Origin of the sequence: Streptococcus sp. HMSC034E03 (genome assembly GCF_001811505.1) — a bacterium.
Taxonomy (GTDB): domain Bacteria; phylum Bacillota; class Bacilli; order Lactobacillales; family Streptococcaceae; genus Streptococcus.
Window position 1 is genome coordinate 18,823 of record NZ_KV804998.1, and the last position, 23,181, is coordinate 42,003.

At 40.2% G+C, this 23,181-nt stretch carries 27 protein-coding genes and 1 pseudogene; 3 read left to right on the forward strand and 25 right to left on the reverse strand.

All coding sequences use genetic code 11. The features are described from left to right. Positions 1 to 121: 121 nt before the first annotated feature. From HMPREF2805_RS09010 to HMPREF2805_RS09055, 10 genes are all read right to left on the reverse strand, one after another. On the reverse strand, positions 122 to 952 hold the full coding sequence (locus tag HMPREF2805_RS09010) for a DNA/RNA non-specific endonuclease (protein ID WP_075232237.1): 831 nt from the start codon (positions 950 to 952) through the stop codon (positions 122 to 124). Positions 953 to 1,155: 203 nt separating this feature from the next. Then, a complete protein-coding gene (locus HMPREF2805_RS09015; RefSeq protein WP_075232238.1) occupies positions 1,156 to 1,344 on the reverse strand; it encodes a DNA-directed RNA polymerase subunit beta in 189 nt (62 codons plus the stop codon). Then, on the reverse strand, positions 1,337 to 2,623 hold the full coding sequence (murA, locus tag HMPREF2805_RS09020; protein ID WP_075232239.1) for a UDP-N-acetylglucosamine 1-carboxyvinyltransferase: 1,287 nt from the start codon (positions 2,621 to 2,623) through the stop codon (positions 1,337 to 1,339). Before murA ends, HMPREF2805_RS09015 begins: the two co-directional genes overlap by 8 nt. Before the next feature lie 25 nt (positions 2,624 to 2,648). Beyond that, a complete protein-coding gene (locus HMPREF2805_RS09025) occupies positions 2,649 to 2,879 on the reverse strand; it encodes a DUF1146 family protein (protein WP_000615324.1) in 231 nt (76 codons plus the stop codon). A gap of 55 nt (positions 2,880 to 2,934) precedes the next feature. Further along, on the reverse strand, positions 2,935 to 3,972 hold the full coding sequence (locus HMPREF2805_RS09030; RefSeq protein ID WP_075232240.1) for a SepM family pheromone-processing serine protease: 1,038 nt from the start codon (positions 3,970 to 3,972) through the stop codon (positions 2,935 to 2,937). Beyond that, the gene (gene coaD / locus HMPREF2805_RS09035) at positions 3,956 to 4,444 is read right to left on the reverse strand and encodes a pantetheine-phosphate adenylyltransferase (RefSeq protein WP_075232241.1); all 489 of its coding nucleotides are present in this window, start codon (positions 4,442 to 4,444) and stop codon (positions 3,956 to 3,958) included. Before coaD ends, HMPREF2805_RS09030 begins: the two co-directional genes overlap by 17 nt. Further along, a complete protein-coding gene (rsmD, locus tag HMPREF2805_RS09040) occupies positions 4,434 to 4,973 on the reverse strand; it encodes a 16S rRNA (guanine(966)-N(2))-methyltransferase RsmD (RefSeq protein ID WP_075232242.1) in 540 nt (179 codons plus the stop codon). The genes coaD and rsmD overlap by 11 nt, the downstream gene beginning before the upstream one ends. Positions 4,974 to 5,122: 149 nt before the next feature. Beyond that, a complete protein-coding gene (locus tag HMPREF2805_RS11340) occupies positions 5,123 to 5,611 on the reverse strand; it encodes a hypothetical protein (RefSeq protein ID WP_075232243.1) in 489 nt (162 codons plus the stop codon). Next, a complete protein-coding gene (locus HMPREF2805_RS09050; RefSeq protein WP_075232244.1) occupies positions 5,605 to 6,249 on the reverse strand; it encodes a hypothetical protein in 645 nt (214 codons plus the stop codon). Before HMPREF2805_RS09050 ends, HMPREF2805_RS11340 begins: the two co-directional genes overlap by 7 nt. Continuing rightward, entirely contained in the window at positions 6,242 to 6,880 is a 639-nt protein-coding gene (locus tag HMPREF2805_RS09055; protein WP_075232245.1) for an ATP-binding cassette domain-containing protein, read from the reverse strand. The genes HMPREF2805_RS09050 and HMPREF2805_RS09055 overlap by 8 nt, the downstream gene beginning before the upstream one ends. Before the next feature lie 433 nt (positions 6,881 to 7,313). Between HMPREF2805_RS09055 and HMPREF2805_RS09060 the strand changes: the two genes are divergently transcribed. Then, entirely contained in the window at positions 7,314 to 7,688 is a 375-nt protein-coding gene (locus HMPREF2805_RS09060; protein ID WP_075232246.1) for a GntR family transcriptional regulator, read from the forward strand. Between the two features lie 144 nt (positions 7,689 to 7,832). Here the strand turns inward: HMPREF2805_RS09060 and asnA are convergent, their stop codons facing one another. From asnA to HMPREF2805_RS09075, 3 genes are all read right to left on the reverse strand, one after another. Then, positions 7,833 to 8,825 (reverse strand): aspartate--ammonia ligase, encoded by a 993-nt coding sequence (gene asnA, locus HMPREF2805_RS09065; protein ID WP_075232247.1) that lies wholly within the window; start codon positions 8,823 to 8,825, stop codon positions 7,833 to 7,835. A gap of 96 nt (positions 8,826 to 8,921) precedes the next feature. Beyond that, positions 8,922 to 9,605 (reverse strand): Bax inhibitor-1/YccA family protein, encoded by a 684-nt coding sequence (locus tag HMPREF2805_RS09070; protein ID WP_075232248.1) that lies wholly within the window; start codon positions 9,603 to 9,605, stop codon positions 8,922 to 8,924. Positions 9,606 to 9,658: 53 nt separating this feature from the next. Continuing rightward, positions 9,659 to 10,399, reverse strand: coding sequence for a TrmH family RNA methyltransferase (locus tag HMPREF2805_RS09075; protein WP_075232249.1), 741 nt, complete (start codon positions 10,397 to 10,399; stop codon positions 9,659 to 9,661). 33 nt (positions 10,400 to 10,432) lie between these two features. Between HMPREF2805_RS09075 and HMPREF2805_RS09080 the strand changes: the two genes are divergently transcribed. Together HMPREF2805_RS09080 and yidC are read left to right on the forward strand one after the other, a co-directional pair. After that, positions 10,433 to 10,711: an acylphosphatase gene (locus HMPREF2805_RS09080; RefSeq protein WP_075232250.1), complete on the forward strand. Its 279-nt coding sequence runs from the start codon at positions 10,433 to 10,435 to the stop codon at positions 10,709 to 10,711. Positions 10,712 to 10,788: 77 nt separating this feature from the next. Continuing rightward, a complete protein-coding gene (gene yidC, locus HMPREF2805_RS09085) occupies positions 10,789 to 11,715 on the forward strand; it encodes a membrane protein insertase YidC (RefSeq protein WP_075232251.1) in 927 nt (308 codons plus the stop codon). Positions 11,716 to 11,798: 83 nt separating this feature from the next. Here yidC and pflA read toward each other — a convergent pair whose 3' ends face one another. The 12 genes and pseudogenes from pflA to HMPREF2805_RS09145 all read right to left on the reverse strand — a co-directional run bounded on the left by pflA (position 11,799) and on the right by HMPREF2805_RS09145 (position 23,136). Next, positions 11,799 to 12,593, reverse strand: a complete 795-nt coding sequence (gene pflA / locus HMPREF2805_RS09090; RefSeq protein WP_001287990.1) for a pyruvate formate-lyase-activating protein — start codon at positions 12,591 to 12,593, stop codon at positions 11,799 to 11,801. A 133-nt stretch (positions 12,594 to 12,726) separates the two neighbouring features. Then, positions 12,727 to 13,980: a diaminopimelate decarboxylase gene (locus tag HMPREF2805_RS09095; protein ID WP_075232252.1), complete on the reverse strand. Its 1,254-nt coding sequence runs from the start codon at positions 13,978 to 13,980 to the stop codon at positions 12,727 to 12,729. A 72-nt stretch (positions 13,981 to 14,052) separates the two neighbouring features. After that, the gene (gene purR / locus HMPREF2805_RS09100) at positions 14,053 to 14,877 is read right to left on the reverse strand and encodes a pur operon repressor (protein WP_075232253.1); all 825 of its coding nucleotides are present in this window, start codon (positions 14,875 to 14,877) and stop codon (positions 14,053 to 14,055) included. Between the two features lie 102 nt (positions 14,878 to 14,979). After that, positions 14,980 to 15,921: a 3'-5' exoribonuclease YhaM family protein gene (locus HMPREF2805_RS09105; protein ID WP_075232254.1), complete on the reverse strand. Its 942-nt coding sequence runs from the start codon at positions 15,919 to 15,921 to the stop codon at positions 14,980 to 14,982. Further along, positions 15,911 to 17,167 carry a DNA recombination protein RmuC gene (gene rmuC / locus HMPREF2805_RS09110; RefSeq protein WP_075232255.1) on the reverse strand — a complete coding sequence of 419 codons (1,257 nt, stop codon included), beginning with the start codon at positions 17,165 to 17,167 and terminating at the stop codon, positions 15,911 to 15,913. The genes HMPREF2805_RS09105 and rmuC overlap by 11 nt, the downstream gene beginning before the upstream one ends. A 1-nt stretch (position 17,168) precedes the next feature. Further along, positions 17,169 to 17,831 carry a thiamine diphosphokinase gene (locus HMPREF2805_RS09115; protein ID WP_075232256.1) on the reverse strand — a complete coding sequence of 221 codons (663 nt, stop codon included), beginning with the start codon at positions 17,829 to 17,831 and terminating at the stop codon, positions 17,169 to 17,171. Further along, the gene (gene rpe / locus HMPREF2805_RS09120; RefSeq protein ID WP_075232257.1) at positions 17,794 to 18,450 is read right to left on the reverse strand and encodes a ribulose-phosphate 3-epimerase; all 657 of its coding nucleotides are present in this window, start codon (positions 18,448 to 18,450) and stop codon (positions 17,794 to 17,796) included. The genes HMPREF2805_RS09115 and rpe overlap by 38 nt, the downstream gene beginning before the upstream one ends. Before the next feature lie 10 nt (positions 18,451 to 18,460). Further along, on the reverse strand, positions 18,461 to 19,339 hold the full coding sequence (gene rsgA, locus HMPREF2805_RS09125) for a ribosome small subunit-dependent GTPase A (protein ID WP_075232271.1): 879 nt from the start codon (positions 19,337 to 19,339) through the stop codon (positions 18,461 to 18,463). Position 19,340: 1 nt separating this feature from the next. Beyond that, positions 19,341 to 20,213 (reverse strand): 16S rRNA (adenine(1518)-N(6)/adenine(1519)-N(6))-dimethyltransferase RsmA, encoded by an 873-nt coding sequence (gene rsmA, locus HMPREF2805_RS09130; protein WP_075232258.1) that lies wholly within the window; start codon positions 20,211 to 20,213, stop codon positions 19,341 to 19,343. A gap of 30 nt (positions 20,214 to 20,243) precedes the next feature. Next, positions 20,244 to 21,670 (reverse strand): annotated as a pseudogene (locus HMPREF2805_RS09135) (SseB family protein). Between the two features lie 132 nt (positions 21,671 to 21,802). Then, complete coding sequence (rnmV, locus tag HMPREF2805_RS09140; RefSeq protein ID WP_075232259.1) at positions 21,803 to 22,366, reverse strand: ribonuclease M5; 564 nt, start codon at positions 22,364 to 22,366, stop codon at positions 21,803 to 21,805. After that, positions 22,363 to 23,136: a TatD family hydrolase gene (locus HMPREF2805_RS09145; protein ID WP_075232272.1), complete on the reverse strand. Its 774-nt coding sequence runs from the start codon at positions 23,134 to 23,136 to the stop codon at positions 22,363 to 22,365. Before HMPREF2805_RS09145 ends, rnmV begins: the two co-directional genes overlap by 4 nt. Positions 23,137 to 23,181: the final 45 nt, after the last annotated feature.

Sequence of the window (23,181 nt, forward strand, 5' to 3'; positions counted from 1 at the left end):
CGTGGTTTGAAGAGATTTTTGAAGAGTATTAAAATCAGAAGAGCAAAAAACAAGCAATCGTTTCTACAGTTCATGACTAATAAAAAACGAGGTTGGGATTTTTCCTCAACCTCTCGATAAATTAGTTATCTTTTGTAACTGTGACTTCACCTGTTCGGTAATCTAACCGAATTCCCTTTTGAACATTTGGAATCACGACATTAAACTCCAATTCACCATCAGAGGACTTGGCTTCAATCTGCGATGCGGAAGGTACCAAGTCTTCCTCAGTCGCATAGAGTAAGGTAACACGGTAACGCACTCGTTTATTCTGGTCTAGAGCTTTTCGAACTAAACTCTCATAGTAGTTTTGGCCTGTCGAATCTTCTGCACGTGCTTGGTTGGCCCATGCTGTCTGTACGGCAATATTTTTAGGATTGCTTGTAGAAGCATCAAAGCCATCTAGCCCACCAATCAAGGCATATCCTAATAAATGTCCTCTATCTACTGCGTGATTGTAAGTCCCTTTTAGATTTTTGACCTGATGCCAACCTGCTGGCGTCCAAGAAGTAGAACCATTTCCAGTTTCTTCGCGGTCCTTGTACTGTCTTGTTGCTTTCGACATAAGGGCATTGGCTACTGTAGGAAGCGTCTCCCCTCCCACAGTTTTTGTCTTGTTATCAGCATAGGGCTTGCTTGAAACCTTTGCATCCAAATTAGTCTTATTACCATTGACTATAAAGGCTCCTGCTCCATTCCACTCTAGAGCGCCCTTGATTTGTTTTTTAACTGAATCGGTCAATACACTTTCAGCCAGTTCTTGACTTGGAGTGTCAGACGATTGTGATTTTTGTTTTACTTGTGCTTGTGGCGAGGTGTTGGAAGACTGTATTTGTTTAATATAGTAGCTTCCTGCCGACAAGAGTAAAAAGAGCAAGAGACCAATTAGAGCCTGTCTGGTTTTTTTATTCATATTTTCTCCTTAATTTCACTTCCTAGAAAAGAAGCTGGGACAAAAGTCCTAGCCTCTCAATTGTCTTTGGATTGTCGATCAAGACGCAGTGGCTGAGTGGACTCTACTACGCTGATTTCATCAGCTTTTACAGCCCTACTCAACTGTGCGGAGGTGGGACGACGAAATCGAATTCTAACGAATTACCGATTTCTGTCCCACTCTCATTTTCCTGTAAATTTGGCGATGAGTTCTTGCCATTTTGCTGGCGCTAAAATAGCCCAAGGGTCTTGTCCTTTTCCTAGAATACCATAGCCAATCATCAAACCAATGGCTAGAGCTAAAGCTCCCAATAGTAATACTACAACTACTAGGATCAAGCGACGCAACACATATTTGGATCGTTTATTCATCTTCATCAGCTTCCACACTTACCCGTTCAATCTTAGCTCCTAACTGGGCTAATTTTTCATGAAAACGGTAGTAACCTCTATCTAAATGGACAAGCTTTCCTACAACTGTTTCGCCTTCAGCTACCAAGCCTGTCAAAATCAAGGCTGCACTGGCACGTAAGTCTGTCGATAGAACTTCTGCACCTTGGAGTTGCTGTCCGCCGATGATACGGGCGGTATCACGGATGATTTCAGAGTGCAAACCCATACGACGCATTTCCTCTAAATGTTGAAAACGATTCTCAAATACAGTCTCTACCATAGTTGACTCACCTTGAGCAACGGTCATTAGAGCAGTGAACTGCGCTTGCATATCTGTCGGAAATCCTGGATGTGGAAGTGTCTTAACATGAACAGCCTTTAATTTTTCACGTTGAGAACGAATACGAATTCCTTCGTCCTCATCGATGACTTCAACACCCATTTCCTGTAATTTAGCAATCAAGGGGCGATTATGTTCCCAGATAGCATCCAGAATCAAGACATCTCCACCTGTAATGGCAGCTGCTACCATGAAGGTCCCTGCTTCAATACGGTCTTGCACAACATTATGGGTTGCACCGTGTAGTTGCTCAACACCAATAATGGTAATAGTTTCTGTACCGGCACCCTTGACCTTGGCACCCATTTTATTTAAGAGAACAGCCAAGTCGACAATCTCAGGTTCACGCGCAGCATTTTCAATGACAGTCACACCATTTGCAAGAGTTGCCGCCATCATCAAGTTTTGAGTAGCACCTACACTAGGGAAGTCCATGTAAATATGTGCGCCCTTCAAGCGTTCCGCCTTAGCCTCAATATAACCTGCTGTCTGAGTAATTTGAGCCCCCATTGCTTCGAGTCCCTTTAGGTGAAGGTCGATAGGGCGACTACCGATGGTACATCCACCTGGCATAGAAACCTTTGCGTGTCCTACACGAGCCAAGATTGGCCCCAATACTACAATAGAAGCACGCATCTTGCTGACATACTTATAGGGAGCTTCTTCTGTGATATCCCCAGTTGCATCAACTTCGACAATATGAGCATCCTGATCAAAGTCTACTTTTGCATTTAATCCACGAACTACTTGATTCATGGTAAAGACATCTGATAAGATTGGAACATTTTTTAAAACAGTTTTTCCTTCACTTGCTAAAATAGTTGCTGCAAGCAGTGGTAAAACTGCATTTTTTGCGCCCTCGATGGTAACACTTCCAACCAAACGATTATCGCCACCTTGAACTACAATTTTTTCCATAGAGTATTTTCCTTCACTTACAATTTTAGAATAGCGTTCTAACTGCTTCTTGCCAGAGTTGGTAGAGATTCAAGAAAAAGGAACTAATCAGATATCCTAAACCGATACTACACAATACTACCAAGAGTCGAACCTTCTTCGCATTATCCTTTGTCACCTTCAAAATTTGATCCCATCTGACCAAATCTTTCAAGAGCTGAAAGACTAGGTATACAAAAAACATATGACTACTAAGGGTAAAAAACAATTGAATCATTTGCCTATTATACCATCTTCTTTTTTTCTACGCTAGTTTAGGGATTCGCCTACTACTAGGGATTATTTTTTAAATAGTCAATCGCATCTTGAAGCGTTTTAACTGGGACAATCTTCATGTCAGTTTTAATCATTTGAGCAGCTTCTACAGCTGTGTCATAATTACTCTTGGCATTTGGATTTGCTTTTTTAGCTTCTTCAGTTACTGGATTGTTAGGAGCAAAGAATACAGTTGCTCCTTTCTTAGCTGCGGCCACAACCTTTTTATCAATTCCACCAATATCACCAACATTCCCATCTCTGTCGATACTTCCTGTACCAGCAATGATGCGTCCATTTCGAAGAGTGGGATCTGCAATTTGCGTATAGATGGATAGACTAAACATCATCCCAGCACTAGGACCACCAATGCCTGCAGTTGAAAACTTGATTGGCACATCACTAGATACTTCTGTGCGGTCAATCAAGCCGATTCCGATACCATTTTTCCCATTTTCCAGAGTAATGATTTTTCCTTCGGCAGTCTTGACTTTTCCATCCTCCTCATAGGTAACCTTAACCTGATCACCTAGAGTTTGAGAATTAACGTAGTCAACCATCTCCTTGGAGCTCTCAAAAGTCTTGTCATTCACAGCGGTTACAGTGTCAGCAATATTAAGAACTCCCTTGAAAGTCGAGTTATCTGTTACAGTCAAAACATAGACACCCAGATATTTGAGCTCAATTTCCTTACCCGCCGTCTTCAGACCTTGATATTTGGCCATATTTTGCGAAGTTTCCATGTAAAACTGGTTGATTCGCATAAATTCCGCATCTGATGAACCACCCGTCATCTCTTTGGCACTATGTATGTCCGTGAAAGGAGTTAGCCAGGCATAAAACAAGTCAACCATTCTGGCGTGCTTAACTCCAACCGTCACAAATTGGTAGGAACCTTCCTCTTGGTCAGGTTTGTTATTAACTTGTAAAACCTTTCGAATATCTTCAGAAGTTCCTGGCACCTCGATATAATATGGCAGGGGCACCGTAAAAGCTATAAAAGTGATAATGAGCCCAATAATGAGATATAAGGGCCATCTAGTTTTTTTCTTCATTGTTTAACTCCTCTAGGACAGCATTTGGTACATACTCACTGATATCTTGACCAAATTTTAATAGTTCTCTCACAGCTGAAGAGCTGATGTGAACATGCTCCGGCCGACTGTGGAGATAGATTGTCTCCATTTCTCCCGCTAATTTATGGTTGTAAAAATCAAAACTAGCTTCATACTGAAGATCCGTAGCATTGCGTAAACCACGCACTAAGATCTCTGCACCTAATCTTCTAGCAACATCAACGACTAATTCATCGTGAGAAGCTATGACTTTGACATTGTTGAGATGTGCTACTGCTTTTTTAACAGTTTTCTTTCGGCTCTCTATCGGTAAAAATCCCATTTTGTGTGGATTATAAAAAATTCCTACATACAATTGATCAAAGAGCTTACTTGCACGCTCAATGAGATCCATATGCCCATTTGTCATTGGATCAAAGGAACCTGTAAATAGCCCAATCTTATCTGACATAAACCGTCACCTTACTAATCCCATATATTTTTTCCTTCCAGATACCCAAACAAGCAATTTCTTCTGGAAGTTCTACTGATTTATCGGTCTCACATACCACCATGACATCTTCTGAAAAAAGATTTCTCTCTGCCATTTTTTCAATATCGGACACGATTTGTTCTTTTGCATAGGGAGGGTCCAAAAAAACAAGATCAAAGACACCATCGATCTGCTCCAATGCGCGACTGGATTCCATTTTCAATAATTGAAATTTAGAAGTTTCCTTAGTCATTCGGATATTTTCTGCGACTATATTCTGGGCTCGACGATCCTTCTCAACCAGAACGGCACTGGACATTCCTCTTGAAACAGCCTCGATGGATAAACCACCGCTACCAGCATAGAGATCTAGCACACGTCCTCCTTCAAAGTAGGGACCAATCATATTGAAAATAGCGCCCCTAACCTTGTCTGATGTTGGCCTTGTCGTTTTACCGTCCAGCGTCTTTAATGGACGCCCACCGTAGATTCCTGATACGATTTTCATACCGTATATTATACCAAATTACGGGTGAAAAGAAAAAGAAGAGGCTAACTAATACTCAATTCGAGGATAAAATTCAGAAAATCTACCCATAATAAAACGCATAACATCAAGTTTTTTTACACCTGATATTATGCGTTTTTAGAGATTATCTAAACAAAAATTAAAAAGATAAATAATAATACGATAGAGGCAACACAACTCATAAAAACTTGCTTCACATTTACTAATTTCGTATCTTTCCCTTTTTCTATATACAATGGTAAGCATGTGTTTACACTAAAGAAAATCAATACAGGGAATATATAAGCTAATAAATAGTTAAAATAAACGCCTGACACTATAGATAGAAATAATAAATACGGTAAAAACACAAGCGAAAATACAATTATAAATCTAATCAAATCTATACGAAATTTTAAAATCTTTTTTGGGTGATAAAAAAAGCAATAACGACCTTCATGAACCATTAAAATACCATAATATACTAAATAGAGAAGAGATAGAACCGTAAAAGCAAAAATACCTGGATCTTTTAAATCATCTTGACCTATATACGATATGATAGACAATACATAAAAAGATAACAATTCCAAGGCTAACTTAGTCCTAACAACAGTCAAAAAAAATACTTTCACCATATTTTCACCCGACTAGATATAAGTACTAAACTATTAATTAAACACAAAGCAAGTAAGAGCAACAACATTAAACTTATAGAACTAGCCTCTATGATTTGATGCAAATAAAATGGCAACACTTTCCGTACATGAAGCGCTAAAAATAAAGCAAACCCTATACGAATCGATAAATTAACAATCTCCCAATATTTTTTCTTTAAGAAACGAACTCCTAAACTACTTACTAAACTAAAAATTTGGAGAAGAGCCATATAAAATAGAAAGTATTTTTGTGATTTAAAAACTAAATCTAATGGAAATAGCAGTAACACCGACACTATACACAAAGTTATGTATTTCCTAAAAGTATAGTACCTCAACACTTCTTTTCGAGAAAAATTATAGAAAAAGGATTGAAATTTTACAGTTAAATTAGACAACTCTCCTCTCTCCTTAGCAACTACAAACATATTAGATAAAATAAGTAATAACGTCAATAGTTGCATGCTGTTTTCATATGGTAATATCTTGAAAAAAAATAACTTTAATAAAGAAAAAATAATCAAAAGAACCGCTAGCAAACTCAAAATATTCCACCATCCATATATCCCAAACTTCTTTCGGAATATTTCTAATTTGAGTAAAAATAATTTAGTCATAGAACTGCTCCTCCAACTCACGAATAGAACCTGTATTGGCAAATATTTTGTCAACTTTTCCATTCTTTAAGAGAACAAAACTATCACACAAATCGTTTAAAGTGTCCAAAATATGAGAAGAAATCAGAATAGTTGTTTTTCCTTTGAAAGCCCTCAAAATTGATTTAAGTTGTGTGATATAAGTTACATCAATACTATTAAATGGTTCATCTAATATAAGTAGACCAATATCACGAATAAATAGATTAATCAGAGATAATTTTTTTCTCATTCCTTGAGACAACTCTTCAATTCTAGTATCTTCTTTCCCCTTCAAATTCAACTCACTGATTAATTGCTCAGCAGTTTTTATTCCCCCTGTGTGATTTATAATTAAGGTTACAAATTCACTAACAGTCAAAAATGGATAAGGTTCTAAATCAGAAGGGATATATAGAATATTATCTACATCAAAATTCTCAACATCAAAAGTTTGATTTGCTTCATAATATCCTGACAGCATGTTCATTAATGTTGTTTTACCAGCTCCATTTTCTCCTAAAAGACCAATAATTTCTCCTTCTGGTAATTCCAAGTCATTAATCTGCAATCTAAAATTAGAATAAGCATGAGCAATCTGGTTAATATACATATAATAGCAGTTCCTTTCAAAAATGAAATAGATGGGATTCAAGGGAATCCCACACCTATCTATTTTGTAACTCATTAGTTACATTCTAATTGTACAATATTTTATATCTATGTCAAGAATCTCCTTTAAAAAACTAACGTTTTTATACAATTATAATTTTATGTTCGTGTTTTACCTTTTGTGCGAAAAACATCGTAATGTGTTATGTTTTTATTAAAATAAATACAAAAAACATGATATATAACTAATTTTTGATGACAGACATCTATTTATCTGCTGAAAAATAATGTATTTACCCCAAATAAACTAACTAATAAAATAATTTCACCATTCTTTTAGCTATTTCTTAAGCAAAACTTCTTTGTGTTTGACATTTTATTTGTATTACTGTATTATTTATTTAGTACATAAATGAGAAAAAGGGGAAAACAGGATGTCCTGGTCATTTGATAATAACAAACCTATCTATTTACAAATTAGCGAAAAAATCAAGTTTCAGATTATTTCCCAGGAACTAGAAACCAACCAACAACTTCCGACTGTTAGAGAACTAGCTAGCGAGGCTGGGGTCAATACACATACCATCCAAAGAGCATTTTCAAGCCTCGAACAAGATGGATTTGTCTTTTGTAAGCGAACAGCTGGACGTTTTGTAACGGAAAATCAAGAACTCATCTCCAAATCTCGTAAACAACTAGCAAAAAAACAATTAAAGGACTTCATTTCCTCCATGGCCCACTTGGGTTATCAAAAAGAAGAATTACCGTCTATAACTAGCAATTATATTAAACAAAATTGGAACTACTAATTATAATCCAGTTGAACCAGCTAAAAACTCATTCTGAGGATAAGATTCATAAAATTTACCCATGATAAAACGCATAACATCAAGCTGTGCTACACCCGATATTATGCGTTTTTATCATTTTGAAACTTTTTTAAGTAGCCTCGTCTACAAAATATTTTCGTAAGTATCTCTCACTTCTTGCGGCCAAACACTGGTTTGGACTTCACCGATGTGCTTCTTACGAAGCAGGAACATAGCCATACGAGATTGGCCAATTCCTCCACCGATTGTCAATGGGAAAAGTCCATTTAGGAGAGCCTTATGCCATTCTAAAGTTAAACGGTCTTCGTCTCCTGTGATAGCTACTTGGCGACGGAGAGTGTCTTCATCGACACGAATCCCCATTGAAGACAATTCAAAGGCTGCACCCAAATTATCATTCCAAACAAGGATGTCCCCATTCAAGCCATGATAGCCATTTTCAGACTCAGTTGTCCAGTCATCATAGTCTGGTGCACGTCCGTCATGAGGTTTTCCATCTGACAATTCTCCACCGATACCAATTAGGAAGACCGCACCGAACTCCTTACAGATAGCATTCTCACGTTCTTTTGGAGTCAAATCTGGATAACGCTCTACCAGTTCTTCTGTGTGGATAAAGGTAATCTGTTTTGGCAAGATAGACTCAATATCATAACGAGCTTCCACAGCAAGTTCCGTCAAGCGAATAGCCTTATAAATCTTCTCAACTGTTTCTTTAAGATAGGCAAGATTGCGTTGTCCGTTTGGAATAACTTTTTCCCAATCCCACTGGTCCACATAGACTGAGTGAGTTGCATCTAGTGAATCTTCATCTGGACGAAGAGCCTTCATGTGAACAAAAAGACCTTCTCCTTCACCAAAACCGAAACGAGCCAAGGTATGGCGTTTCCACTTAGCAAGTGAATGCACCACCTCATAGGTTTCATTTGGGATTTGCAAAACCTTAACAGAAACTGGATGTTCAATCCCTGAAAGGTTATCCTGCATCCCATCCCCAACCTTACTCAAGATTGGTCCTTGCACTTCCACAACTTCTAATTTATCTTTCAAATACTGGGTAAAGGTATTTTTTACAAAGGAAATTTCTTCCTGTTGATGGATAAAACTTTTCTTCATACATCTCTCCTTTTGAATAATAAGATGATTATACCCTTTTGCCAGTAAAAATAAAAGTAAAAATTAAAAAAAGAGCTCATTTGAGCTCTAAAAGTATTAATCGTCACTTCCAAAGATACGCAAGAAGCTGAGGAAGACGTTGATAAAGTCGAGGTAGAGGCTAAGTGCCAATGAAATTGCCCAACCTGTAGCGACTTGACCATTTGATTCTTCATAAACATAGCGAATCTTTTGGTTATCCCAAGCAATCAAACCTGCAAAAACAAGTACCATGACAATACTGATAATGTAATCGAAGAGACCACTGTTTAAGAATACATTAACAATCATAGCCAAGATGAGACCTACCAAGGCTCCAATCAAAGCACGTCCGATACCACTCAAGTCCTTTTTAATCACAACTCCAATAATAGCCATGACAAAGAAGAGAGCTGCGCTGGAAATAAAGGCCGTTAGAACCGTTCCTGGTAGATAGAGCGACACGATGAAACTCAGTGAAAAACCGTTCACTACTGAATAGATGAGAAACATCGGAAGAGCTGCTGGGCTATTTTTATAAGCCATATTACTGGCTGCAATGACAAGAGCAACTTCAACTACTCCTGTTACGATTAGCCATATGCGGGCGTTAAACATCAACTGAACAAGAAGGTCTTGGAAGGTTGTTAACATTAAGGCTGAAACAAGTGCAGATAAGGCGATCCCAATCCCTACAAAAGCATAGACTTTTGCATAAAATTGATTCAAGCCAGAACGTTCTTGAATAATTGTTTGATTCATATCTTTTTCTCCTTATGAAATCTTTTTACTGATTATAACAAAAATAAACTATTTTAACTCAAATAAAACATGAGTATGCCTGCAGCAATGGCAACGTTGAGACTTTCTGCTTGCCCTTTCATGCTGATGTGGACCAATTGATCTGCCTGGTCTGTCATGAATGGACTAATGCCTTGACCTTCATTCCCCATGACCAAGGCAAAATCTTCTAGCTGAACAAGCTCACGATAATCTTTAGATTTTTGGGACAAAGTGGTTGCCAGAATTGGTAAATTGCCCTTTTTAGCCTCTTCTACAAATGTTTCAACAGGCATGCGATAAATCGGTAAATGAAAATGACTGCCCTGCATGGATCGGAGAGTCTTCAAGCTATAAATATCTGCTGACTTACTTGAAACGATGACTCCAGAAAAACCTGCCGCATCTGCTGTCCGGATCATTGTGCCAACATTTCCTGGATCCTGCACGTCTTCTAAGAAGAGATACTTCCCTTGGCTCAAATCTGGCAACTGGTCCTCTTCCTTTTGAACAATGGCAACGATGCCCTGAGGCGTTTGGGAATCTGCTAAATCAAGCAGAATTTCTTCGGTTACAAAAACAGTTTGAGGATAGTCTACCAGTTTATCTCCATACTCTACCAGAGCAAAAATTTTCTCAATCTTTGCACCAGCTTGAACAGCTTCTTCAAACAAGTGCCAGCCCTCAATCAAGTAAGAGGTTTTCCGATATTTTTTTTGATGTAATTTTTTGGCATTTTTCACCACAGAATTGGCTTTAGAGGTTATAATAGTCATAGAAATATTATAACACAATCAAGGAGGTTTGGTATGCAAAAGGTTAAAATGATCGCCCAAGGTCGCGTCCAAGGAGTGGGCTTCCGCTGGGGTGTCTATACCCTAGCTCTAGAACTAGGTGACATTACGGGTCGTGTCTGGAATAACGATGACGGAACCGTTGAGATTCTGGCCCAAGCTGAGTCTTCTGCCATTATGGCCAAGTTTATCCAAGAGATTCGAAAAGGCCCTACCCCTTTCTCTAAAGTAACCTATCTAGATGTGCAAATGAGTAACTTTCCATCTTATTCAGACTTCAAAGTCGCAAATTAGGTCTCTAGAACTATTGTATATTTCCCAAAAAAACAGTAGAATAGAAAGGTATAATTTTTAAAGAAGGAATAAAAACAGTGAAATCAATTAAACGAATCGCTCTCTCGGCTATGGGAGTGGCTATGCTATTAGTCTTAACAGGTTGTGTCCAGGTTGATAAATCAACAGGACTCCCAATTGGTCCCGTTTGGGATTTCTTGGGTGCTCCAATGGGAGAAGCTATCAAATACTTCGCCAATGATCAAGGTCTCGGTTTCGGTGTTGGGATCATCATCGTAACCATTATCGTTCGCTTGATTATCCTCCCACTTGGTATCTACCAATCATGGAAGGCAACGCTTCACTCTGAGAAGATGAATGCTCTCAAGCACGTCCTTGAACCACATCAGACTCGCCTGAAAGAAGCAACAACTCAAGAAGAAAAACTAGAAGCTCAACAAGCTCTCTTTGCTGCTCAAAAAGAGCACGGCATCAGCATGTTTGGCGGCGTAGGATGTTTCCCTATCCTCATTCAAATGCCTTTCTTCTCTGCTATCTACTTTGCTGCCCAACATACTGAAGGAGTTGCCCAAGCAAGCTACCTAGGAATTCCTCTAGGCTCACCTAGTATGATTTTGGTTGCCTTTGCTGGTATCCTTTACTATCTTCAAGCACTCCTTTCTTTACATGGAGTTGAGGATGAAACTCAAAGAGAACAAATCAAGAAGATGCTCTATATGAGCCCTCTCATGATTGTCGTGTTCTCTGTCTTCTCACCAGCCAGCGTTACACTTTACTGGGTTGTCGGTGGTTTCATGATGATTCTTCAACAATTTATCATCAACTACATCGTTCGTCCAAAACTTCGTAAAAAAGTACGCGAAGAATTTGCTAAGAACCCACCAAAAGCAAGCAAAACTTCAAGCACTCGTAAAGATGTAACCCCTGAACCAGCAACAGCTATCACAACTTCTAACAAGAAGAAAAACAAAAAACGCAATGCTGGAAAACAACATTCTAGATAAAAAATAAAAGGCTTAGCTTAAATGCTGAGCCTTTTCTATAGTCAAAAAGAGGCCGAGAAAAAATCCCGACCTCTTCTTTCATTTTATCCATGTACACGTTTCATGTAATCTTGATAGCTTTCTGTATCCATCAATTCCTTAGCATTCTTGACGCGATCTGCTGTTGGAGGTTTAACTCCTTCAAGGGAATATGGAATCCCAAGTTCACGCCATTTGAACTCACCCATTGTGTGATAAGGCAAGATTTCAAACTTATCAACATTTTTGAGAGTTTTTACAAACTTACCAAGTTCAATCAAATCTTCATCTCTGTCTGTCAATCCTGGCACTAGCACGTGACGAATCCAAACAGGTTTACCGATTTCTGACAAGTACTGGGCACAAGCCAGAATGTTTTTATTGGTTTGACTGGTAACAATCTTGTGTTGTGCTTCGTTGATTTCCTTGATATCAAGGAGAACCAAGTCTGTCACGGCCATTAACTTGTTGAACTTTTCTAGATAGCGTGGTTTGTTACGGAATGGAAGAGCACAAGTATCCAAGGTACAGTGGATACCCTTTTCTTTTGCCTTGGTAAAGAGGGCAATCAAGAAATCAATCTGCAAGAGGGCTTCTCCTCCGCTGACTGTGATACCTCCCTTGTCTCCCCAGAAGCCACGATAACGAAGCGCTTCTTCTAGAACATCATCTACTGTTCGTACACGAGATTTATTGGTTTCCATAGCCCAAGTATCAGGGTTATGGCAGTATTGGCAACGCATCTGACAGCCTTGCAAAAAGACAATAAAACGAATTCCAGGGCCATCTACCGCCCCAAAACTCTCTGTCGAATGCACCATTCCTGTCACTTGTCCATAGTCAATTATTTCCTCAGACATATCGTTACCTTCCTTGAAAACGTTTTATAGTCTTTATTATACCATGACTGAAAAGAAAAACCACAGATTTTGCCTATTTTTTAGAAAACAATCTGTTTTTCACTTTCAACTTTCATGATTTTCAAAATATTTATTAATCCTTGTCAAAATCAAACCCATAGAGAGTCGCAAAATAGTCCTCCGGTCGCTCTGCTCGGCGGATCAAGCGTGCTCCACCATCCTCTGTATAGAGAATTTCTGCCGAACGAAGCTTGGCATTGTACTGGTAGCCCATAGAGAAGCCATGCGCACCTGTATCATGAATGACTAACAAATCACCAATTTCTGTTTGAGGTAGTTCACGATTAACTGCAAACTTATCGTTGTTTTCACAAAGAGAGCCAACAACATCAACCACTTCAGTCTGACCATCAGGATGCATCATATTGGTGATGTGGTGATAAGCACCATACATAGCTGGTCTCATCAGGTTGACAGCTGACGCATCTACTCCTAGATAAGTACGATAGGTTTTCTTTTTATGAGTTACTTTTGTGACTAGAATTCCATGAGGTGCCAACATGAAACGTCCTAGTTCTGTAAAGATCTTAACCTGACCAAGGCCTGCTGGTGTGAGGACTTCCTCATAAACCTGACGAACTCCCTCACCGATTACAGCGATATCATTAGGCTCTTGATCTGGGCGATAATTAACTCCGATACCCCCAGAAAGATTGATAAAGTCCAGTGAAATACCTAACTTTTCCTTGATTTCTACTGCTAACTCAAAAAGCTGACGTGCTAATTCTGGATAGTAGAGATGGGTCACTGTATTGGAAGCTAGAAAGGAATGAATTCCAAAGGTTTTAGCTCCCTTTTCTTTCAAGATTGCAAAGGCTTCAAAAAGCTGTTCCTTAGTCATCCCGAACTTAGCTTCACCAGGATTATCCATAATGTCCGTGCCCAGTTCAAATACGCCACCAGGATTGTAACGGCAAGAGATGATTTCTGGGATGCCTGCTGCACGTTCCAAATGCTCGATATCTTCAAAGGCATCTAAATTAATCGTCGCACCTAATTCACGAGCATAAGCATACTCTCTATCTGGGGTGTTATTAGATGAAAACATCATATCCGCCCCTGTAAACCCAAGCTTGTGACTCATCAAGAGTTCTACATAACTAGAACAATCCACTCCACATCCTTCTTCTCGCAAAATCTTCAAGATAGCTGGTGTTGGGGTTGCTTTAACTGCGAAGTATTCTTTAAAGTCCTTATTCCAAGAAAAGGCTTTGTTTACTGCGCGTGCTTTCTCACGAATCCCTTTTTCATCGTAAAGATGGAATGGGGTTGGAAACTCCTCAACAATCTTTTCTAAGGCATCACGTTTAATAAATGGTGTTTTCATAGGACTCCTTCATATTCATTATCAAAGAAAGGCTGGGACGAAAGTTCCAACCTTTGTATTTCAAGTCAATTCTTATTTTTCTGTATCGAAGATATTTCCAACTTCAACAGCAATTTGTTGGTTCTTCACATCAATATTTGTGACTCTCAAGAGTGACTTGTAGTCGAACTGTTGTTCACGGTCTTCCTGTGCATTATTAGCAAAGACAGCTACACCAGCCAACTCTGAATCAAACTCAGACAAGAGGCTAATCATCCCGTTAATGGTTCCTCCACCCTTCAAGAAGTCATCGACGATCAAGACACGACTTCCTGCTTTGAGGCTACGTTTTGAAAGGAACATCTTTTCGATACGATCACTAGAACCTGAAACATAGTTGACACTAACAGTTGAACCCTCAGTGATTTTCAAGTCGCGACGGACAATGACAAATGGTACGTTGAGGACATTTGCTACTGCATTTGCGAGCGGAACCCCTTTGGTCGCAACAGTCATAACGGCATCAATCTTCTGATCCATAAAGCTCTTAGCAATAATGCGACCGATATTTTTCAAAATAGCTGGAGTGCTCAATAGGTCAGATAAATAAATGTAGCCACCTGGCAGAATGCGGTCACTCTCTGAAAGTTTATCACGAAGCTCTTCGATAATCGTTTTAGACTCAAGAGTAGAGATCGATGGTGTAAAAATAACACCACCACCAGCACCTGTCACCGTTTGAATATGACCGATTTCAATTTCTTCGAAAGCACGTTTAATGATGACGATATCTTCAGAAATAGACGATTTGGCAGATTCATACTTTTCCGCAAAGGTGTTGAGACTGGTTAATTTGTATGGATTGTTAATCAAGTAATTGGAAATGACAACCATCCGATCACTTCTTCTTAATTTCATTATATTTTTACCATTCTTTTTTATTTAGTCTTTTTCTCATTATATCACACTAAAGCAAAAAAACGAACTTTATTGCCTAAATAAAGTTCATTTTTTTAGTTTCTAGTCTAATTTTGGCTTGTAGAAGGAACGATTGTCCATAGCAAATACTTTATTGGTCATTTCTCCCTTATCAACAAGGGCCAGAGCTGTTGTCATCATCATCATGCTGGCATCCAAATTATCAATCATATGAATAATTTCTGCTTCCATCACTCGAGGACGAACTGGACTACCATACTCAAGGAGACCATGATGACTGAGAATGACATGGCGAAGAAGTACAACCTCTTCTCTGGTATCATCAATGCCAAGTTCCATTACCGCTTTGGTAATTTCGCTATCAATCAGAGCGATATGACCGATAAGGTTTCCTCTTACTGTGTACTCTGTCTGGTCAGGACCTGTCAACTCAATAACCTTGGCAAGGTCGTGCAACATAATTCCCGCATAGAGCAAGCTCTTATTGAGCTGAGGATAAATATCTGCAATTGCTTCTGCCAAACGAACCATAGTGGCAGTATGATAAGCAAGACCTGTTTCAAAAGCATGATGGTTGGTCTTAGCAGCTGGATAAGAGTAGAATTCCTTGTCATACTTGGTGTAGAGATTCCGAACAATTCGCTGCCAAATTGGATTTTCAATTTTAAAAATCATCTGCGCCATATACTCACGAATCTCTTTGGCATCTACTGGAGATTTAACCTTGAAGTCAGCTGGGTCATTTGGTTCGCCAGGTTGTGGTAAGCGAAGGGTGATTTGATTAACCTGAGGCGTATTGTTGTACACTTCACGACGACCTTGCATATGGACTACTTTCCCTGCTGTAAAGGTTTCAACATTGTGGGGTTGAGCATCCCAGAGCTTCCCTTCGATTTCTCCACTATCATCTTGGAAGGTGAAGGCTAGGTAGTTTTTCCCAGCACGTGTCTGTCTCAGGTCAGCTGACTTGATCAGGTAAAAGCCTTCAAAAAGCTCATCTTTCTTCATGTGACTAATCTTCATATTCTTCCTCATCTTCTTGGAATTGTAGCAAATCAAGCGCAGGCTCACCTTCTGATAACTCAATGTGACGAAGCGTTCGCTCGATAGCTGTAGTACGACGGTTTAATAAATCATCAATATTGCCAGAGGCATGTTGGAGATGTTTTTGTGCCTTGACCAGAATACCTCCAAACTTGCCAAATTCTGTTTTGACACTAGCTAGGGTTTTACTGATATGGTCAGCACTCTTTTGGATATTGAGAGTCTTGAAGCCAACTGATAAGGAGTTAAGAAGAGCCGACAAGGTACTTGGACCTGCAACAATAATCTGTTCCTCCCGTCTCAAATCATCAAAGAAAATCGGATTGCGAACGATTTCCGAATAGAGACCTTCTGTCGGAACAAATAAGACTCCAAAATTAGTTGTCCGAGGTGGCGCCAGGTACTTACTCTTGATATCCTTGGCAAAACGCTTGACACTTGCTAAGAGAGACTTACGGCAGCGTTCGATTTCATCCTTATCACCTGCTGCATAGGCTTCTTCCAGACGGTAATAATCCGCCAGGGGAAACTTAGAATCAATCGGTAGATAAACATATTCCTGGTCACCTTGCCCAGGTAACTTGATGGCGTATTCCACACGTTCACTAGAGTTTTCAACCGTTGCAAATTCTCGTTCATACTGGGCAGGTGTCATGATGTCTTCAATAATCTGCCCCAGTTGTAATTCACCTAGAATTCCTCGGGTCTTGGTTCCAGAAAGGACTTTATTAAGCGCACCGACATCTCGCGCAACCGTCTGCATTTCACCCAGACCTCGATTGACAGATTCCAGTTGTTTAGAAACCGTCTCGAAGGATGCTTGCAAGCGAGTTTGCAAGGTCTTTTCTAACTTTTCCTCGACTGTTTGGCGCATCTGTTCCAAGCGTTGCTCATTTGATTCCTGCAAGGCTTGGAGACGTTGGTCGGTCTTATCTCTGGTTTGGAGGAGGTTCTCATTCATTTCCTGCCGAACCTGAGTCAGACCCTGATGCAATTCGATACGCACTTCCTGCAAGCGATCACTGACAGCCACTTCAAGATTTTTTTGATCAATCTGACTAGCTTGTCGAGCTTGTTCAAAGCGATAATCCAGCTGGTCTGAGAGATTATCTGCCTGATCTTCTAAACTCTTGGTCAAATATTGCTCCTGCTTGTCCTGCCTTTGCCAAATCAGAAAAAGCCCGGCTAGGTTAGCAATTAATAACAGTAGTAATACAATCTCCATCCTACCTCCTGTCCTTGCTATGCAAGACAACCACATAGCCATCTGGGCAAGTCACTGACACTTCCCTATCTATATATTCGTTAGAAGCGTAAACTTTCTTAAAGAAAAAATTCTCCTCTGTCAGTTCATACTTGGCACCGAGTATTGTCAAACGACTATCCCTCACAGGCATAAAGGCCAAATAATCATAGTCCGAACGTGGTTCTAGCTGACTGGTCCCTTCTGGGCAATAGCTAATCAAATTTTGCCCATCCTCAATCTCTATTTGACGCATATAGGGCGCCAATTTAGGATTGCTAGGCAGAAAGACATTGGCCAGCATATGGTCGATGCGACCACCTAGGGCACCAAAAATGGTCACTCGAGCTTGAGGATCCTTTTCAAAAACCGTTAAAAGTGCTAATTCCAGATCCGTATCATCTTTTTCTGGCTGGGCTTGGACAAAGTGATGAGCACGCTTTTGAATCAACTGACGTTCTTCTACAGTCACAGAATCAAAATCCCCAACGGCTATAGTAAGAGGAAGTTCTTCCTCCAGTACCCAGAGTGAGCCACGGTCCACACCGACAAAGCAATCAAAATCTATCCTATAATGTCCACAGTCTCCACCAGCAAAAACTGCAACTTTAGTCCAGTTGTTTTCGGAGAGCTTGCACTCGTTCATTGACATCTCCCTTAAAGACATAAGATCCTGCTACAAAAACTGTTGCACCAGCTTCCTTGGCTTGAGCAATCGTTTTATCATCAATCCCGCCATCGACTTCAATTTCAAAGTTCAAATCTTTTTCCTCGCGAAGGGTCACCAACTCACGAATCTTATCCATGGTTTCTGGCAAAAAGGCTTGTCCACCAAATCCAGGGTTAACCGTCATGACCAAGACTTGATCAACTAAGTGAAGCACGTGCTTGATAACCTCAACAGGTGTTCCAGGATTGATAACAACCGAAGGTTTAACACCGAGAGAACGAATCTTTTGAAGAGCGCCATGGATATGAGGTGTTGCCTCTACGTGAATGCTGATGATATCCGCCCCTGCACGCACAAAATCTTCTAGATGGTGTTCAGGATTAGAGACCATCAAGTGGCAATCAAAAACCATCTTGCTATGGGGGCGAAGGCTTTCGACCACACCTGCACCAAAGCTGATTTGTGGCACAAAGTGACCATCCATGATATCGATATGGGCATATTCTGCCCCAGTTTCTTCTAGGCGTTTAATTTCACGTTCAAAGTTGGCATAATCTGCTGCCAGAATTGACGGAGCAATCTTGTATTGAGACATAGGTTTCTCCTTATTTTGGTATTTTTTTGCTGACTTTTTTATAGGTTTCTCTACGATTTTCAATCTCACTGAGGAATTGCAAATAGTTGTCAAAACGGAAGGTAGCAATAATCCCCTCTTCTACTGCTGGTTTGACTGCGCAAGATGGCTCATGGGTATGAGTACAAGTACGGAACTTGCAGTCTCGGCTAACAGAAGCAATTTCTGGAAAGGCCTGATTAAGGTCTTCTGCTGTTGTCACTTCATAATCCAGCGATGAAAATCCTGGCGTGTCTGCGATTTTCCCACCATTGAGATTGTAAAAACTAACAGCTCGAGTAGTATGGCGACCACGACCCAGACTGTCTGAGATTTCTCCTGTTTCGAGATTGAGGTCAGGTGCAATTTTATTAAGAAGGGTTGACTTCCCAACACCTGTTTGCCCCATAAAGACTGTAACCTTGCCTGTTAACAAAGGAAGGAGTCCCTCTTTACTGGTCACAAAGTCGTAGCCGATATCACCATAAGTCTGTTCATAAAAATCCAGTTCTCCTCTATCTTCCAACAAATCCATTTTGGAAATATAGACGATGGGATGAATGCCCTTGTGCTCTAAAAGAACCAAGAAGCGATCCAGCAAGTTGCTATTAAAGTCAGGTTCTTTAACGGACATAATGACAACGGCTTGGTCAATATTGACAATGGGTGGACGAACCAGACTATTTTTTCGTTCGTGAATCTTGAGGATATAACCCTCGGAATTTTCCTCCGCAGAAAAATCTACCCAATCTCCAACATAGGGCGTATGGCCTTTTTTTCGAAAATTCCCACGAGCGCGTGTTTGATAAACCTGGTCCTCACTCTCCACATAGTAGAAGCCAGCCAAGGCTTTAATGATTTGTCCCTGCATCTTAGAGTCCTTGTCCTTTAAGCGCATCTGCTAGACTAGCAAATTCTTCTAAGCCAAGAGCTTCACCACGTATACTTGGTGACAAGCCTGCCTGGTCCAAAGCCTTGGTCAGCTTATCCTTGATTTCCTCAGTTTTCCCAAAGTAACCAGTCAAGTTGTTCCACAAGGTCTTGCGACGATGAGTGAAACTAGCCTTGGAAACCTTAAAGAAGAAGTTCTCATCTTCGACCGCAACCGCCGGTTCTGGACGGCGTACCATTTTCAGGATAGCTGAGTCCACATTTGGCGCTGGGACAAAGACTGTACGAGGCACGATAAAGGCAACCTTAGCTGTCATGTAATACTGAACTGCAATCGATAAACTTCCGTATGCCTTGGTATTTGGTTGAGCAGAAATACGATCTGCCACTTCTTTTTGCATCATCACCACAAACTCACTAAAAGGAATGCCACTTTCAATCAAGTGCATGAGAATAGGAGTTGTGATATAGTAAGGCAAGTTAGCTACTACCTTAATTGGTAAGTCAGGATTTTTAAAATTTTGGATATGCTGGACCAAGTCAACCTTTAGAATATCTTCGTTAACTACGGTCACATTGTCAAAATCACGCAGGGTATCTGCTAGGATTGGCACCAAACGGTGGTCAATCTCAAAGGCCATAACTTCTGCAGCACGCTCAGCCAAAAATTCCGTCAAGGCACCAATTCCTGGACCAATTTCAATAACATTGACCTGGTCATCAACTTCAGCCGTATCCACAATTTTTTGGAGGATATTGGTATCGGTCAAGAAATTTTGCCCGAAGGATTTTTTAAAGGTGAAACCGTGACGCTCCAGTACTGCCTTGGTCACGCTATAATCTGCAATTCTCATTTATTCTCTTTTCTAATATTAAAGAACTTTCTAATCTTGAGTTCTTCCTTCTTGTTCTTCACTAAGCTTTTGCATGTCTTTAAAAGCTGTTAGACTAACATAAGCACCTGCTTCATAGTATTCTGTTGGGTTTATGGCATAGTCAAAGCCTTCAATCATGCCTCCAGCTTCTTCAATCATGCCATTCCACTTTTCATCAAAGACCATTCTCAGACGTTTCCAATCAGTAAATACTGGAATTGAATTTCGTCCATCTTTTCCCTCTCTAACGGGAATATTAAAGTTAGCGTCTTTTTCCAAAACAAAGGAATTCCCTTCTGAATTATCCTCTGGGAATCCTGATGCTGCATCTAATGGAAGCAAGAATTTTGCTTTAGGCATAGCCATAGAGAAGAACTTGTAGTAAAGCCCATAAACTATTTCTTGCTCTTCTGTAGTCGGTTGATCCATCTGTCCCATCAGGAGCATCCATCTTACCAGGTCAGGATTCATGACAGGCACTTGTATTTCTGGCAAATCAGAAAAATCTGGTTTTTGAACCAAGGCTGAGGCACTGATACTAACTTCCTTGGAATTAAAGATTGCTCCCAAGGCACCATTTAAGTAAAAGGCTGTCCCAAGGAAATTCTCAATCCCTTTTTTATCTTCCGTATTTTCAATCAGTTTACAACTGAGTTTGGTCGGCTGTCAATGGTTTCCTGAAATTGGCGATACCAAGATGGTGTCAAAAGCATAATCATGGGATCAGTACACAGATAACCTTCCTCACCTCTATCATAAGTAGTTGAAAAGAGGTAAGGTTCGCCTGTTTTTTCTGAATAAACTGCATAAACTGCATCTGCTTCTAAGAGCTTATCCTTAACGATTTCCGCTAGACGTTCTAACTTGCGAGTGTTGGATTGGTAGCTTTCTTCGCTTTCAGTTTCCTGATTTTGACGGCATTTCCATAAAAAGAGACGTAAAATCTCTACGCTATCATCAAGACTAGCTGCCAAATAGTCTTCATTAGTCAATTGACCTTCTTGAATGGCTACAAAAGCACGATAAAGAGCATCTGAATAGCTAGATAATTTTTGCTCTTCCTCAATACCTGAACTAAAGAGCACACTTCCTTTTTTCAGTTTATCCAAAGAAGGAATCCTATCAACCACTAGATGGGCAAGAACTTCATCAGTTAGACTATCTGCATCCTTATTCTGACTGCTGAGTTTTTTAACCTCTACAGTACCAAGACTTTCCATTCCTTGGTCGGGATTGCAAAACTGCAACTGATCTCCAACCTTGAGACTACCTTCTAGACTTCCAACAATCAATAATTGATTCGTTTCCTTCATCGGGAACAAATCTAGAACTCCAATACATGCATTGTTTTTAGATTCTTCTCTTTCTTTCTGTGCTTCACTTATTTCAGTTGCCTCTGCAGTTTCCGTCTTTTTTAAAAAATCAAAGATTCCCATAACTTTTCCTCATTAACTCCACACAAGGCTAATCCCGTGGAGCACTTTTCTAATGCTTGCTATCAAGCCTGATTAAACCGTATATGCTTACTTCTATTGTATCATATTCCCCCTACATTTTGGGGGAGTTTCTCAATCCTCATAAGATTTCATGGCATCTTCAACTTCAGCTAAACTGATGCCAAATAATTCTAAACGCTTGAGAAGTTGTTTCCCATTGGAATAACCAATACGTAGACTCTCTCCTAGATATTCTCTGCGTTTTCGGCTATCTGCGCCTGCTAGAAAACCAAGACGAATCAAGTCACTACGGCTAATGTCAAAGTCGCTTTCTGCTTCAAATTGCTCTGTGACTTGTTCCAGCGCTGTTTTCAGATCTTCATAACTGGCATGTTCGATTCCTAGGGAACGTCCTTTGGTCTTGGACTTCGGCACTGCCTCATCACGTTTGAGAAAGGCGTGTTGAACTGTTGGAACAGCCGTCATAATCATCCGGCGAATGCGTTCCCCATTAAAGTCAGGATCTGTAAAGACAATCACCCCATGACGTTGGTGTAGACGTTGGATTCGTTCAAGATCTTGCTCATTGATAGCAGAGCCACGAGTCTCATAGGTCTCCACATCAAAATAACGTTTAAGATTGGCCGTATCATCACGCCCTTCGACTACGATGACTTGGGAAATTTTCTTTTTCATAATTTACTTCCCAGTCCAAAAATTCGTTCCGCATTTGCACTTGTCGCAGCAGCTAATTCTTCTGTTGTCATGCCACGTAAGTCAGCAATAAAGTCCACTACATAGCGCGTGTAAGCTGTCTTGTTTTCGCGACCACGCTTGGGAACGGGTGCCAAGTAAGGCGCATCTGTCTCTACCAAAATCTTATCCAAAGGTAACTCTTTAGCAGCTTCCTGAATGTCTGTCGCTTTTTTAAAGGTCACCACTCCAGAAAAGGAAATAGTCATACCAAGCTCCAGAAACTTCTCCGCCCACTCCAGAGAACCTGAGAATGAGTGCATGATGCCACCACGGGGACCAACTCCCTCACTCTTGATAATCTCATAGGTATCTTCTAGCGCATCACGGGTATGAACCACAAAAGGCAAGTCCAGTTCCTTAGATAGCTGAATCTGACGACGAAAAACCTTTTCTTGAACTTCCTTAGATGCCGTCATCCAGTGGTAGTCCAAACCAATCTCCCCCAAGGCAATCACTTTAGGATGTTTGAGCTTGTCCAACAGGTATTTCTCAACGTCTTCTGTATAAGTCCCTGCTTCTGTCGGATGCCAACCAATCGTCGCATAAAGTTGGTCATATTCTTCCACCAATTCCAAGGCACGCTCAATAGTCGGTTTGTCAAAACCAACAATATTCATCCGAGTCACACCCATTTCAGCTGCTAAGGCTATTTCTTCTGCTTCTCTTCCTGAAAATTCTTCCACATTCAAGTGGGTATGTGTATCAAAAATATCCAAACTATATTTCCTTCTCTTTCCTCAATGTTCCTTAACTAC

What these genes read in the sequence shown, in the direction of transcription:
- HMPREF2805_RS09010 (WP_075232237.1), bottom strand. Translation starts at nt 952, where the DNA reads ATGAATAAAAAAACCAGACAGGCTCTAATTGGTCTCTTGCTCTTTTTA.
- HMPREF2805_RS09015 (WP_075232238.1), bottom strand. Translation starts at nt 1,344, where the DNA reads ATGAATAAACGATCCAAATATGTGTTGCGTCGCTTGATCCTAGTAGTT.
- murA (WP_075232239.1), bottom strand. Translation starts at nt 2,623, where the DNA reads ATGGAAAAAATTGTAGTTCAAGGTGGCGATAATCGTTTGGTTGGAAGT.
- HMPREF2805_RS09025 (WP_000615324.1), bottom strand. Translation starts at nt 2,879, where the DNA reads ATGATTCAATTGTTTTTTACCCTTAGTAGTCATATGTTTTTTGTATAC.
- HMPREF2805_RS09030 (WP_075232240.1), bottom strand. Translation starts at nt 3,972, where the DNA reads ATGAAGAAAAAAACTAGATGGCCCTTATATCTCATTATTGGGCTCATT.
- coaD (WP_075232241.1), bottom strand. Translation starts at nt 4,444, where the DNA reads ATGTCAGATAAGATTGGGCTATTTACAGGTTCCTTTGATCCAATGACA.
- rsmD (WP_075232242.1), bottom strand. Translation starts at nt 4,973, where the DNA reads ATGAAAATCGTATCAGGAATCTACGGTGGGCGTCCATTAAAGACGCTG.
- HMPREF2805_RS11340 (WP_075232243.1), bottom strand. Translation starts at nt 5,611, where the DNA reads ATGGTGAAAGTATTTTTTTTGACTGTTGTTAGGACTAAGTTAGCCTTG.
- HMPREF2805_RS09050 (WP_075232244.1), bottom strand. Translation starts at nt 6,249, where the DNA reads ATGACTAAATTATTTTTACTCAAATTAGAAATATTCCGAAAGAAGTTT.
- HMPREF2805_RS09055 (WP_075232245.1), bottom strand. Translation starts at nt 6,880, where the DNA reads ATGTATATTAACCAGATTGCTCATGCTTATTCTAATTTTAGATTGCAG.
- HMPREF2805_RS09060 (WP_075232246.1), top strand. Translation starts at nt 7,314, where the DNA reads ATGTCCTGGTCATTTGATAATAACAAACCTATCTATTTACAAATTAGC.
- asnA (WP_075232247.1), bottom strand. Translation starts at nt 8,825, where the DNA reads ATGAAGAAAAGTTTTATCCATCAACAGGAAGAAATTTCCTTTGTAAAA.
- HMPREF2805_RS09070 (WP_075232248.1), bottom strand. Translation starts at nt 9,605, where the DNA reads ATGAATCAAACAATTATTCAAGAACGTTCTGGCTTGAATCAATTTTAT.
- HMPREF2805_RS09075 (WP_075232249.1), bottom strand. Translation starts at nt 10,399, where the DNA reads ATGACTATTATAACCTCTAAAGCCAATTCTGTGGTGAAAAATGCCAAA.
- HMPREF2805_RS09080 (WP_075232250.1), top strand. Translation starts at nt 10,433, where the DNA reads ATGCAAAAGGTTAAAATGATCGCCCAAGGTCGCGTCCAAGGAGTGGGC.
- pflA (WP_001287990.1), bottom strand. Translation starts at nt 12,593, where the DNA reads ATGTCTGAGGAAATAATTGACTATGGACAAGTGACAGGAATGGTGCAT.
- HMPREF2805_RS09095 (WP_075232252.1), bottom strand. Translation starts at nt 13,980, where the DNA reads ATGAAAACACCATTTATTAAACGTGATGCCTTAGAAAAGATTGTTGAG.
- purR (WP_075232253.1), bottom strand. Translation starts at nt 14,877, where the DNA reads ATGAAATTAAGAAGAAGTGATCGGATGGTTGTCATTTCCAATTACTTG.
- HMPREF2805_RS09105 (WP_075232254.1), bottom strand. Translation starts at nt 15,921, where the DNA reads ATGAAGATTAGTCACATGAAGAAAGATGAGCTTTTTGAAGGCTTTTAC.
- rmuC (WP_075232255.1), bottom strand. Translation starts at nt 17,167, where the DNA reads ATGGAGATTGTATTACTACTGTTATTAATTGCTAACCTAGCCGGGCTT.
- HMPREF2805_RS09115 (WP_075232256.1), bottom strand. Translation starts at nt 17,831, where the DNA reads ATGAACGAGTGCAAGCTCTCCGAAAACAACTGGACTAAAGTTGCAGTT.
- rpe (WP_075232257.1), bottom strand. Translation starts at nt 18,450, where the DNA reads ATGTCTCAATACAAGATTGCTCCGTCAATTCTGGCAGCAGATTATGCC.
- rsgA (WP_075232271.1), bottom strand. Translation starts at nt 19,339, where the DNA reads ATGCAGGGACAAATCATTAAAGCCTTGGCTGGCTTCTACTATGTGGAG.
- rsmA (WP_075232258.1), bottom strand. Translation starts at nt 20,213, where the DNA reads ATGAGAATTGCAGATTATAGCGTGACCAAGGCAGTACTGGAGCGTCAC.
- rnmV (WP_075232259.1), bottom strand. Translation starts at nt 22,366, where the DNA reads ATGAAAAAGAAAATTTCCCAAGTCATCGTAGTCGAAGGGCGTGATGAT.